At 45.3% G+C, this 12,686-nt stretch carries 9 protein-coding genes; 5 read left to right on the top strand and 4 right to left on the bottom strand.

What is annotated here, in order from left to right:
- The first annotated feature begins 15 nt into the window (after nucleotides 1-15).
- Both V1L52_RS09430 and V1L52_RS09425 read left to right on the top strand, forming a co-directional pair.
- Complete coding sequence (locus tag V1L52_RS09430) at nucleotides 16-786, top strand: ABC transporter permease (protein ID WP_428769067.1); 771 nt, start codon at nucleotides 16-18, stop codon at nucleotides 784-786.
- Nucleotides 783-1,595 carry an ABC transporter ATP-binding protein gene (locus tag V1L52_RS09425; protein WP_428769066.1) on the top strand — a complete coding sequence of 271 codons (813 nt, stop codon included), beginning with the start codon at nucleotides 783-785 and terminating at the stop codon, nucleotides 1,593-1,595. The genes V1L52_RS09430 and V1L52_RS09425 overlap by 4 nt, the downstream gene beginning before the upstream one ends.
- On the opposite strand, the gene V1L52_RS09420 is transcribed toward V1L52_RS09425, so the two are convergent.
- Genes V1L52_RS09420 through tmk form a run of 4 tightly spaced genes read right to left on the bottom strand, consistent with a single transcriptional unit; the run spans nucleotide 1,575 to nucleotide 5,120 of the window.
- Nucleotides 1,575-2,738 carry a cysteine desulfurase family protein gene (locus tag V1L52_RS09420; protein ID WP_428769065.1) on the bottom strand — a complete coding sequence of 388 codons (1,164 nt, stop codon included), beginning with the start codon at nucleotides 2,736-2,738 and terminating at the stop codon, nucleotides 1,575-1,577. The two genes, V1L52_RS09425 and V1L52_RS09420, sit on opposite strands and share 21 nt — an antisense overlap.
- Nucleotides 2,713-3,882 (bottom strand): 3-dehydroquinate synthase, encoded by a 1,170-nt coding sequence (aroB, locus tag V1L52_RS09415; protein WP_428769064.1) that lies wholly within the window; start codon nucleotides 3,880-3,882, stop codon nucleotides 2,713-2,715. Before aroB ends, V1L52_RS09420 begins: the two co-directional genes overlap by 26 nt.
- A gap of 9 nt (nucleotides 3,883-3,891) precedes the next feature.
- Nucleotides 3,892-4,506: a hypothetical protein gene (locus tag V1L52_RS09410; protein ID WP_428769062.1), complete on the bottom strand. Its 615-nt coding sequence runs from the start codon at nucleotides 4,504-4,506 to the stop codon at nucleotides 3,892-3,894.
- Nucleotides 4,503-5,120, bottom strand: a complete 618-nt coding sequence (gene tmk, locus V1L52_RS09405) for a dTMP kinase (protein WP_428769060.1) — start codon at nucleotides 5,118-5,120, stop codon at nucleotides 4,503-4,505. The genes V1L52_RS09410 and tmk overlap by 4 nt, the downstream gene beginning before the upstream one ends.
- A gap of 53 nt (nucleotides 5,121-5,173) precedes the next feature.
- Between tmk and V1L52_RS09400 the strand changes: the two genes are divergently transcribed.
- Genes V1L52_RS09400 through V1L52_RS09390 form a run of 3 tightly spaced genes read left to right on the top strand, consistent with a single transcriptional unit; the run spans nucleotide 5,174 to nucleotide 12,646 of the window.
- A complete protein-coding gene (locus V1L52_RS09400; protein ID WP_428769058.1) occupies nucleotides 5,174-9,646 on the top strand; it encodes a translocation/assembly module TamB domain-containing protein in 4,473 nt (1,490 codons plus the stop codon).
- A gap of 34 nt (nucleotides 9,647-9,680) precedes the next feature.
- Complete coding sequence (bamA, locus tag V1L52_RS09395; RefSeq protein WP_428769056.1) at nucleotides 9,681-12,110, top strand: outer membrane protein assembly factor BamA; 2,430 nt, start codon at nucleotides 9,681-9,683, stop codon at nucleotides 12,108-12,110.
- Nucleotides 12,111-12,127: 17 nt separating this feature from the next.
- The gene (locus tag V1L52_RS09390; RefSeq protein WP_428769054.1) at nucleotides 12,128-12,646 is read left to right on the top strand and encodes an OmpH family outer membrane protein; all 519 of its coding nucleotides are present in this window, start codon (nucleotides 12,128-12,130) and stop codon (nucleotides 12,644-12,646) included.
- Nucleotides 12,647-12,686 lie beyond the last annotated feature (40 nt).

The following is a 12,686-nucleotide window of genomic DNA, read 5'->3' as shown; positions in this document are numbered from 1 at the left end:
GCTATACTTGCCGGCATGACTGTACAAAAATCGGGTGTTTTGGAGACGCTTAACGGGATTTTTATTTCGGCGGTTTTGCCGGCAGCCGTTCTTGTTTTTATTTGGCAGGTACAAAGCCTGCGTTTAGGACTTACCCTGGTGCTTCCTTCCCCTTCCGAAGTTTTTCGGCGCATTGGAGTTCTCATTGCCGATCCGCGCTTTTGGCAGCATGCGGGTGCTACGGCTTTCCGCAGTGTGTATTCGTTTTTTATTTCCCTTGTTTTATCGATTGTATTAGGCACCCTAGCAGGCCTTTTTCCCCGTTTTAGAGATTTTATCGGCTTTCCGATGGGGATTATAAAAGCGTCTCCCGTTGTGTCCTTTATTTTGCTTGCGGTGTTTTGGTTTTCGACCGATACGGTGCCCGTTTTTATCGGCTTGCTTATGACGCTGCCGATTATGAGCGCTTCCTGCGCTTCGGGCATACGCGAAACGGATCAAAAAATTCTTGCCATGGCGCGCATTTACGGCTTTACTGTTATACAAAAAATCCGCTATATTTATGTGCCGTCGGTACTTCCGTATTTTTTATCGGGCGCGTTGACGGCTTTTTCACTGAGCTGGAAGGTGGTTGCCGCCGCCGAAGTGATTTGTCTTCCCAAAAAAGGAATCGGGACGGCTATGCAAACCGCCAAAACTCACATAGAAACGGCGGATGTGTTTGCCTATACGATTGCAATTATCGTATTGAGTTATCTGTGCGAGCGCGCTTTGGGCATGATTTTTAATCGGCGGAAAAAACGATGACGGACATTCGGATAAAACATTTGACACTTGAGCGCGGCGGAAAAAGCCTCTTTAAAGATTTTTCTCTTGATTTTGAAGCCGAAACGATTACCGCCCTGATTGCGCCTTCGGGGGCGGGAAAAACGAGTTTATTCGATTTGATTGCGGGCTTATTGCAAACCGCCGATAAAAGCGTTTCGTTTTGTACGCGAGGCGAATCCTGCGCGGAAAAAGCTCTTATTTCCTATGTATTTCAGGAAGACCGTTTAATTAAAAGCTCGACCGTGTTTCAAAACGTTTTTTTTCCCCTTATATCTTTGTTTTCTCCTCTTGAAGCGAAAAAGCGCGCCCGTAGCTATCTTGAAAAATGCGGTTTGCAGGATAAATTACATGCTTTTCCGGACGAGCTTTCGGGAGGCGAAAAACAGCGGGTGTCTTTGGCGCGCGCATTTGCCTATCCTTCGCGCATTTTGCTGATGGACGAAGCCTTTCAGTCTTTGGATTTGCATATAAAATTCCGCCTTATGGCCCTGTTTGCAAAATTGTGCCGGGAAGAAAAACGTACCGTTGTTTCGGTAACCCACGATATCCGGGAAGCCCTCTGCCTCGCCCGACGTATCGTTGTCCTGCGCGGAAGTCCGCTTTCGGCAGTCCTTGACGAAAAAAACGAAAGCCTGCTTTGTAATCGGGCTGAAAGCGAGCCGGCGGTTTGCGGTACGGCCGATTTTGCAAGTGAATCGGGTGCGGATGCGGTAAAAAGCGCCTATATCCGTCTCGGCCCCGAAAAAGCGGCTCTTGAAGAAAAAATCCTAAATCTTTTGGCCGAATAAGGCGTTTACTTCCCGTACCGCTTCTATAAGCGCTTCGATGTCTTTATGCGTTTGCATGGAGCCGAACGAAAAGCGCACGGAATTGCGCGCGGTTTCTTCGTCGATTTTCATTGCGCTTAAAACGGGACGTTTGTTTTTGCGTGCCGAACATGCCGAACCGGTTGAAATATAAAAGCCCCGTTCGCTTAACGCGCGTACGGCAACTTCTCCCGGAATACCCTTAAAGCTTGCCTGCACAATCCAGGGCGAATATAAGTCGGGAAAAGCGGCGCGCGCTTCGGGTATAATGGTGCAGCCCGGAATTTTTTGTAAAGCGCCGATAAAAAAGGCGGTTTTTTCTTTTTGCGCTTCGAGGGCTGCCGTGCATGCGGTTTTTTCGGCACAGGTTTCAAGGCAGCGCATAAGGCTCCATATGCCGAACAGGTTTTCGGTTCCGCTTCGCATACCGCCTTCCTGGCCGCCGCCTTTTAAAAAGCTTTCAGTCCGCGAAGCCGTGTATAAAAGGCCTATGCCGCGACAGCCGTATATTTTATGAGCGCTGACGGCGGCGCTGTCTATGCCCGTATAAGAAAAATCAAAGGGAATTTTCCCCGCCGCCTGCACGGCATCCACGTGCAGTTTAGGCCGCCTTCCCTTGAGCGAGGCAAGAGCATCGGCGATTTTATACACCGGCTGTATTGCCCCCGTTTCGTTGTTGACGGCCATAATGCACACCATTTCGGTATCGCCCTCGCATTTTTTTAAAACCTCATCGGCGCTTACAATGCCGTCTTTGCCGCAGTCGGCGGTGATAATACGTCTTCCGCAGTGCCGTAATGCAAGGGCCTGTTCGCGGACGGCGGCGTGTTCTATCGCGCTTATAACAATGCTGCCCTTAATCGGCTTTTGCAGTAAAGAAACAAGGGGTATGTGGTTCGATTCGGTGCCGCCCGATGTAAAAACGAGGCATTCGGGCTTTACGTTTAAAACATCGGCGCAGCGTTTTCGCGCTTCTTCGAGTTTTTCGCGCGCTTCAATGCCCGCCTTGTGTACGCTCGAAGGATTTGCCGCGTATTTTTGCGCAATGTCCAAAGCTTCGGCGGCTATTTCGGGGTTTTGCGGCGCGCTTGCAGCCCAATCAAAGTACTGTGCGGATATGTTCATCTTCAACTTCTCTTATAAGTGCGGATTCTATGCCTTTTTGCAATATGAGGCGGACGGTGCCGCCGCTGTTTTTTTTGTCTTTTTTCATCGCCTGCAAAAGCTCTTCTGTCGGACTGTCCGCAAGTGCGGTTTGCAGTACGCTGTGAATGCGCTCGCAGCTCCATCCGTAGCTTTGAAGAACTTGGTACACCTCTTCTTTGTATGATGACGGACAAAGCCCCAGTTTTTCACTTAAATCGACTGCGCGCCCTATGCCCCATGCAACCGCTTCTCCGTGGCTGATTGTTCCCAAACCTGTCAGGGTTTCAAGAGCGTGGCCGAAGGTATGCCCCAAATTCAAGTGCATGCGTATACCGCGTTCGGTTAAATCTTTTTGTACCGTTTTCGCCTTTGCACGGGCACATACTTTTACAATGTGATTTATAATTTCCGCTTCCCGATTTAAAACCTTTTCTTTTTGTTCCCGTAAAAGGCGGAACAGCTTTTTATCGTAGAGAAGGGCGGTTTTTAAAACTTCGGCAAGACCCGAACGGAATTCGGTGTCGCTTAAACTGTGTATAAATTCGGGCGCTATATAGAGTGTGCCGGCGGGGTAAAAGCTTCCTATCATGTTTTTATAACTGCCGAAGTCGCAGCCGGTTTTTCCGCCTATTGCCGCGTCAACCATCGCAAGCAGGGTAGTCGGCACCAAATCGACGCGGGCACCCCGCTTAAAAACGGAGGCGGCAAAGGCGCTCATATCGCAGACAACCCCGCCTCCTATGCCGATAAAGGTTGATGAACGGTTTAAATTGTTATCGAGGGCGGTTTTTACAATTTCCAAAACGGTATCGATTGTTTTGTGTTGTTCGCCCGCTTTTACGATGCATACGGGAATGCCCTCGCTTTTTTGCTTTTCCAAAAAGTTTTTTACGGGGCTTAAGGAGGCAACCCGCTCGTCGGTAATATAAAGGCGGTTTTGTTTGGCAGACGTAGCGCATTGCACTGTAGAAGCGGCCGCGACAGGTTTTGTATTGCTGGCATTCGGTTCCGTATTAGCTGCGCTTTGCAGGGCTTGTTCGATTGAGCTGTAAAAAAGAAGCTGCGTGCACTCCGTTCCCGGATGTACGGCTTTGTACCGTATTGTAAAATGAGATGTATTCATAGCTCTATTTTAATAGGTATTTTCATCCATTGCAATAAAGCTTTCTTTTACTTTTTGCAAACGCGTAAGTTCGCGGTTTAAAACCTTTTCGTAATTCAATTCGCCCCTGTCTATGCGGTAGGATTCGTCTTCCCAGTTTTGAATGCCCGTCAAATAAAGGAATTTGAACTTGGACTGATTCGCTTTTTCCGCCCAAATTTTAGCTTCCGTCCAATAGTACAAGCCCGCACGGTAACAGCGTTCGGCGGTTTCCAAATCGCGAAGGTACTCTTCTTTCCAGGGAGCATCGTAAAAATAAGCGATTTTTTTATCCCATGTGCGCCCGAGCCTCATGTGCTGTTCAATCAATTTAAGGTTTACGTGCATCATAAATAAATAGCGGTATTTTTCCCAATCTTTTTTATCTTTTATATGAGTAAGGGCAAATTGCGGGTTTGCAAAATCGGCGGCGACGGCGCGTTCAAGCCAATAGATATTTTCCATTACGTCGTCGGGATATTGCTGATAATGCACGTGATAGAGTTTATAATACTGTTCTTTAAACGTAATTGCATAAGAGCTGAAAAGCAAAGTAAAGAGGACAAGGGCTGCGGCTGCGGACAATAATTTAAAAAAGCGCTTCACGGTTTCAATATCGGCAATTTTTCCACTATGCTCCAGATGATTTTTTCGATTTTATCCGCGCTTTGTGCGGCATCGATACGTACAATGTTCATTCCCGTTTTTTTTGCTTCAAAATCGGCAAAAATTTTATCGTAGGCCGAAGCGGTTTTATCCAAAAAGTCTTTTTTTTCGTAAATTTCGGTTATACCGCGCCCGGCTATGCGTTTGAGTGAAATTTCGGGGTCTATGCGGAAATAAAAAACGGTTTCGGGCAGGGGAAAGTCTTCGTTCAGCTTTGCGGGAAGTTCAAAGCCGCATTCGACGCTTTGATAGGCGAGGCTTGAAAAAAGGTAGCGGTCGCATACGCAGAGTTTTGTTTTACATGTTTCTGCAATGCCGCCCTTTCCGTATATGTGTTCCGAACGGTCCGCCGCAAAGAGGCGGGCGGCGGTTTCGGGGGCAACTTCGATTTCTCCGCTTAATACGCGGCGCAAAAAGATACCCGTTTCGAGTTTTGTCGGTTCGGCCGTAAAAACCGCATTTTTTCCGTTTAAGCGCCTTTGTAAGCGCTCTATTTGGGTGGAAGTTCCCGAACCGTCTATGCCTTCAAAAACAATAAAATCGCGTAATATCAATTTTCAGTCCCTACCATAATTTTGTATTATTTGATATTATACTCTTTAAGCGGATGAAAAAAAAGACCCTGTTGCGCAGTTTGAGTGTAGTTATTCTCCTATGTATAAGCATTGCGGCCCTTGCCGGCGCCCGCCTTATACTTGCGGCAGCTTCCGTGTCTTTTGAACGCCTCAGAGACGATTATCTTGCTCTTTTACGTGAAAAAACCGGTTTCGATGTTTCCTATCAAGCCCTTTCCCACTCGGTTTTGGCGGGTCTTCGTATGTCGAATATCGTTGTACGCGACCTCGAAAGTTCCGCACCCGTTTTAAAAATCCGCTCGGTAAAGCTCAAGTGGAATCTTTTAAAACTTATAAGCGGCAGTATTGCAGAGGTTCCCGGAGAATTGGTGGTTTCCGGCGTCAGCTTCGACTACGACGATTTTACCCAATATGCAATGCGCAGACGTTTTTTTTCGCTGGTAGAATCTCTTACAAATAAAAATCGGCGTCCGCAGCCTCAAGACTTCAATATACAAAAAGAAATACAAACGCTCGCCGACGCCTTGTTTTCGCTTCCGCTTCAACTGCATATCAAGAATATGTCTTTTATATATAGGGATGCCTATATACAAAATCAATTATACATTGCCGCTTTAAAAATTAATCGGCCTGAAAATAATAAGTCCCTGCAATGGACACTGTCCGGAAAAAACGTTCTTTCCGATCTTACGAAAAAAAACACGTCTTGGGGAACCCTGGTACTCGGCTTTTCAGCTCAAGCCCGGCTTACCCCGCTTGTGGAAGACAGTTTTGCCCAGCTGCGTGTGTTCCCGCTCAGAGAATCCGATTATACGGTGTCTCCTTTAAATATGTATTTTTCATATGCGCGAGACTCTATAAGTTTATCTTTAATGCAAAGCATGCTCCCTTTCAGTTTGACGGCTTCCGCCGACCCGGATTTTGAAAACATTTCGGTAAAGCTAAGCGCCTCGGATTTAAACCTTTTTGATATTGTAAAAGCTAAAAAAAAGAATCTTGCAATACACGAGCTTAAATCGTGTTTTATTTCCGGCGAATATACGGCCTTGTGGAATAAAACAAGCGGAAGTCTTAACTATGCGGCAGAGGGCAATCTAAGGGCGGATTTTCGTACGTTTGAAAAAGGCACCCTGGCTTTTAAGTTTGCCGGAGACGATTCCCGTGTTCGCATAGATTTTATAGATATTGAGTCTTCTATTGTTTCCGCCGAATATGCCGGAACCTTTGATATAAAAAAACTGAGGCCTCAGGGAACCGCCCTTATCCGTTCGGTACGGCTTGCGAACGGCAATCGTATTTCGGCGGAACTCTATATGGAATCGTTTGAAAACGAAAGCCTGTTTTTTATTCCCCAGCTCTATTTCGGAGAAAACAGTTTAACCGCCGTACAGCTGCGTCTTATCGGCGAAGGCCTTTCCCGCGATTTTACGTTTGAAGCCTTTGACTATTCAAAAGCCGATATAGCCGGTCCCGGTGCCATCCGGCTAAACGGCAGTTTTTCGGCGGGAAAACAAAACTACGTACAAGCCCAGCTTTCGGCGGAAAACGTCTTTTCCGATTCCGTTGCATCGGCCGCCGCATGGTTTTTACCCGAAAAGCAAGCCGGCCCTCTTTTATCCTTTGTACCGGCCTTAAGACCCTATATTTTTTCCTTCGATTTGTTTTTTTCAACCGATTTTAAAACCTTTACCTATAATACACCCTATGCGGTTATAGCAAATACACAAAAAGACAATGAATTGCTTTTGTTTTCCCTCGACGGAACCGAATCGGTATTCCGCATAGGACAATTCGATATGCTTTCAGGCGGCCAATCCGTCCAGCTTGAAGCCAACGCCGATATTGCATCTCCGAAAGAAGAAATCTTTTTTTCCGCATCCCTGTTCGTCAATTCTCTGCCCTATAGCATTTCCGGCGTCTATGCCCCCGATAGATTTTTGAACATCAGCGGCGACTATAATTTCAGCGTTTCAATGTATACGGATAAAAAGGGCGGTTTTACCGGTTCCCTGGAAGCTTCTTCGGTTCCCCTTGCTATAAACAATTTATTGTTTTCATATTCGCTTTCTTTACAGGGAGAATATAAGAGTGCCGAGGATTGGAATATACGTTTTAATCACATCGACCTTTCCGAGTCCTCGGGCCGTTTAAGAGTATCGCCCCGTATCGCGCTTTCGGGTTTTGCCGGCCCTGAAGGACTGTATTTTAATCACACTGCGTATTCGGACGAATTGTCTTCTTTGAACGGAAACATCAATGTTTTGTGGGCATTTAAGGAAAACGTTTTTGATTCTGTTTCTCTAAACCTCTCTTTAGCCGATACTTTTTCGTCGGAAATGTATTCGATTATACTGCAAGCTTATAATCCGGAGGGAATAAAAAATTCGGCAGGCGATTTTATGGAAAACGTTTATTTTTCCGGGGAAGCCGAAATACGCTCTTTGCCTGCCGCCCGGTTTTTAAAACTGCAAAATCAGGAACACGGCTTGAGCGGGCGTATAACGGCTCTGGGCACGGCGGAAGACTTATCCGTACAATTGCATATAGATAAGGCATCTTTTAATGCCGGAACATCTGAAGTTTTTATGGAAGGGGCCTTAGGCCTTGAAGACGATATCCTCGCCTTATCCGAATGTAATATACGTTACGGTGTTTTAAATGTACAAGCATTGGACGGCAATATAGCTCTTGAGGATTTTTCGGGTTCGCTTCGGGGCAATTTGAGCGGAAAGCTTTCAAATGATATATATTTCAGGGAGAAAAACTTTCAAAGTCCCTTTTCTTTTACGCTTTCTCCTCTTGACGAAGATAAAAAACTGCCGTTTAAACAAAAATCATTTCAGGCCGATTTGCTTTTATCGCATTTGGAGGGATCGTTCTTCGATACGCGTGAAAATTATAAAATACAGCTTATCCGTACTCCCGGCCGCTTTGATTTTTATGCAGGCTTGTTCGGAGAAATAATAGGCGGTTTTTCGGATACGGGGGAATTGGAAGTAAAAGCGGGGAAAACGTTTCCCGTACGTTTTAACCTGCAGGGGACGGTTCAAAACGATGAACTGTTTTTATTTGTTGACGATATAGCCGCCGAAGGAAAAACCTTTGCAAAACTTTTGGATTTACCGGTATTTTCTCTTTATTCGGGAAGTGCCGTCGGACGGGGCACCGTTACCGGCTCCGTGTTTAATCCGCTTATAAATGCCGAATTCAGGGGAACCGATATGCTCATCGGTGTGCCCGATTATCTTGATGAAAAAATGCTGTGTAAGGACTTTCGCGTAAAAACGGTGGATAATGTTTTTTCCGCAGCCGACAGTATCTTTGTAGGAGAAAAAAGCGGCGCCCGTGTAAGCCTTAATGCGGACATTACATTGGAAAAAATGGATTTCGATACTCTGGCTTTACAGGTAAAGACAATAGGGAAAGTCCCTGCTGCGGGAAGGTATAAGATGCCTCACGGACTTTTTACCGGGAATGCTCAGGCCGACATTACGCTTTTTGTTGATAAAGAAACCGTCGATGTCCGCGGTTTTATCGGAGTTGAAAGCCTCGATGCCGTTATTACCCTGACTCCGGACGGAGAACTCCCTCCTTCCGGCAGCGACATTGATACGATTGTGGATTTAACGATAACGGCCGATTCAAAGTCACGCTTGTTTATTCCGTCAAAAACAAATCCGTTTTTACGCGGCATAGTTACGCAAACCGAACCCCTGCGCATTCTCATAGATACTCGGTTCGGACATTCGGCTTTTACGGGAGCTTTTACGATGAAGGGCGGAGAAATTCTGTACTTAAACAGGACTTTTTATGTAAAGGAAGCTTCGGCCGTTTTAAATGAGACCATGGAAATCTTTGATCCACGCTTAACCGCCCGTGCGGAAATCAGGGAACGGACTGCCGACGGCTCTCCCGTGCGTATTATACTCAGTGTCGTAAACCAGCCCTTAAGCCGATTAAATCCCTCATTTTCGTCAATACCGGTAAAATCGCAGCAGGAAATTATGACATTGCTGGGGCGCATCTTTTTGGCCGATGCCGGAGAAGCATCTGCGAATCCTATCGCCTTATTGGGAGGCTTGGCCGATTACGGGGCTCAAGTCGCCGTTTTTAGGGGTGTTGAAAACCGATTGCGTGATTTATTTAAATTTGATATATTTTCACTGCGCACTATGTTTTTACAAAATGCTTTTATGGGTGCGTTGAGCGTAAACAGCGGGCAAAGGTTTACCGTCGGTAACTTTTTGGATAATACAACTGTTTATATAGGTAAGTATTTCGGAGATACCATATATGCCGATGCAATGCTGCATTTGGCTTATGATGCCGTTTCCGCTGCAAGTAATGAGAATACCGCAGGATTGAAATTCCGTCCGGAAATAGGTTTGGAATTGCCTTCTCCGTTCGGGGCTATAAGATGGAGTATCGCTCCCGAACTGAACTCCGATTGGAAACTGCTTGTTCCGCATACTTCAATCAGTATATCGTGGAAGTTTAATTTTTGATTTTTGAATTTATAAATTTGACCGTGGAGGCTTTATGTACGGCAAAAAGCGTATTTTAACTTTTATTTATCTTTGTGTGTTGAGTTTTTTATGTATACATGCAGCGGCTCAAAGCGAAAGCGATTGGTATTACGATAAAGAGATTCGCGGTATTAAATTTAACGGGCTTCGTTTTGTAAAAAGTTCCGACGTTGAGGCCGTTACGGATTCTTTTATCGGCCGGGATTTTTCCGATGAAGTATACAGCGAACTTTTAAATAAAATTTATGCTTTGGAATATTTTGAAGAGATAACGCCCCTTGCTTTACCGGCCGATCCGGAAAAAAAAGCGATTATTCTTCAGTTTAACGTTACCGAGCGGCCCGTTATAAAGTCCTTAAGTTTTTCGGGAAATCAGGGGCTGCGTAGTTCCGAATTGCGCGATGCGGCCGCTTTAAAAGAGGGTGATATTTTTATTTTGTCCAAGGTGCTGCTCGATGAACGGAAGCTTCAGAATCTGTATCTTGAAAAGGGTTATACGGATGTTCGCATCGTTTCCGACTTTACCGAAGAAAGTGACGGCGTTAAACTTGTTTTTAAAATTACCGAAGGAAGAAAGTCGGTTATCACGGCGATACGTTTTCAGGGCAACGTTTTTGCCTCCGAAAAGAACTTAAAAAAAGACATGAAATTAAAAGAAGCCGGTTTGTTCAGTAAGGGAGCCTTTCAGGAATCGGCCTTGGAATTGGATAAACAAGCGGTTTTGCTGTATTACCAAACTAAGGGCTTTATGGATATTGTCCTTGTTGATGTTATACGGGATGTCGCCTATAACGAAGAAAAAAAGCGCGATGAAATGACGATAACCTATGTTATAAAAGAGGGCGCACAGTATATCTTTAACGGCATTACAATACAGGGGAACCGCATCTTTTCGGATCAGGAATTGCTTTCTTTGGTAAAACTGAAAAAAGGAAGTACATTTAACCAAACCCGTTTTCAGGAAGGTCTTGCCGCTATTGCCGACTTATACTATGAAAACGGTTATACATCGAATACCTTTTATCCGGATATAAAAAAAGATACCGACAACCGTCTTATATCCTGTACCCTGATGATAACGGAAAGCCGCCGCAGTCATATTGAAAAAATAAGCATTACGGGAAACAAAAAAACAAAGGATTATGTTATTTTGCGCGAAATTCCCCTGGAAAGCGGAGATATTTTTTCAAAGCGCAAGATAGAAACGGGATTGCGCAGTTTATATAATCTCGGCTTTTTTTCTTCGGTTATTCCCCAGATTGTACAGGGCTCCGAAGAAAACCTTATGGAACTGCTTATTTCCGTTGAAGAACAGTCCACCACATCCGTTGAATTCGGTATCACCTTTTCCGGTATTGCCGACCCTTCCGCCTGGCCCGTGTCCGCCTTTATAAACTGGAAAGATTCCAATTTTTTGGGAACGGGTAAATCAATCGGCGTCAATTTGAACGGTTCCAATGAAGAGCAAACCCTCGGCTTTAATTTTAACGACCCCTGGTTTTTAAACCGCCCGCTTAACTTTAACGCAGGCTTACATATAAAGCATCGTGCCGCAACGGCTCCCTATTACAATTATTTTCCCGGCGGCGTAAATAAAACCGACTATTATATGAATTACAACCAGGTCGCCTTCGGAGGCGATGTTTCGCTTGGAAAACGCTGGGTATGGAATTTTGCAGCTTTTACGCTTACCGGAGGTTTGTCAAACTCATTTTCACGGAATTTTTATGATGCATCCCTCTATACCCCGGTTGATGTAACGGTCAGCGATAGACACGGTAAATTCGCCGTTCAAAATACGCTGTGGATGAAGGGGGCTTTAAATGCCCGCGATACCCTCTTTGATCCTTCAAAGGGCTGGTTTGTAAGTCAACAGGTTGCATGGACGGGGCTGCTTCCGAAGCTCGAATCCGAATATTTTTTTAAGACCGATACAAAGGGGGAAATATATGTAACCCTCTTGGATAAACCCGTTTCCGAAACGTGGAACTTAAAATTTGTTCTTGCAGGCTATACCGGTTTAACTTTTTTATTCCCGGTAAAAAACACGCCCATCGGCATGAACAATATGCTCTATATAGACGGTATGTTTAACGGACGCGGCTGGGCTGCCGGGGCGGACCAATCAAGTTCCGTTGTAGGAAGGGCTATGTGGAGCAGTTTTGCCGAAGTACGTATGCCCCTTGCGCCGGGAGTGTTTTCGCTCGACTTTTTCGGGGATATCATTGCGGTTAAAGAAAGTCCCGAAAAAATGTTTACCCGATTATCGGGGAATGACTTCTTTTTCAGTTTCGGCCCGGGCTTGCGTTTTTCGCTTCCCCAGTTTCCTTTACGCTTAATGTGGGCATGGTCGTTTAAAACGCGAGACGGTAAATTCGAATGGAACTCGTCGAGTAAAAACGCCGGAAGATTCGTTCTTTCATTCAATTTGGTAAATCAATAAGGAGTTGAAGGATATATATGAAAAAAACAAGTTTGATTTTTATAACCGCAGTCTTTTTTTGTGCAGGGCTTTATGCCCAACAAATCACGAATGTCGGCGTTGTCGATACCGGCCGCGTATACACAACCTACTTTCGTGAATCGTCGGCGGTACGCAGTTATGATGCAAAAAAAGCCGATTTTCAGGCGGAAATCGATAAACTGACTACCGAACTGAAAAACCTGCAGGATAAAAAAATCGCATACGAAAAAAGCGGAAACAGCGCCGCAGCTTTGCGTACCGAAGCGGATATAACAAAAAAAGCGGATTTTTTGGAAGCATATACGGCTTCAAAAAACATGGAATTGGAAAAATTACGCAAAAATCTTGCAAATTCCAATCCGTTTTACCAGCAGCTGTACAAAGTGATAAGCCATATTGCCGAAAGTGAGGGCTATACCCTTATATTGAGCTTACAGCAGGCAAACGGTATCTTATGGTACAGTCCGACCGTTGATATTACCGAAAAAGTTATTGCCGAATTGGGAAGCCGCTGACGGCCGATTGTGCCGCCGGCTTTTACGGAACGGCAGTATT

Source organism: Treponema sp. HNW (genome assembly GCF_050320395.1).
Lineage (GTDB): Bacteria > Spirochaetota > Spirochaetia > Treponematales > Treponemataceae > Treponema_C.
The sequence above is the reverse complement of the archived record's forward strand: the minus strand, read 5'-3'. Positions and strand labels throughout refer to the sequence as shown.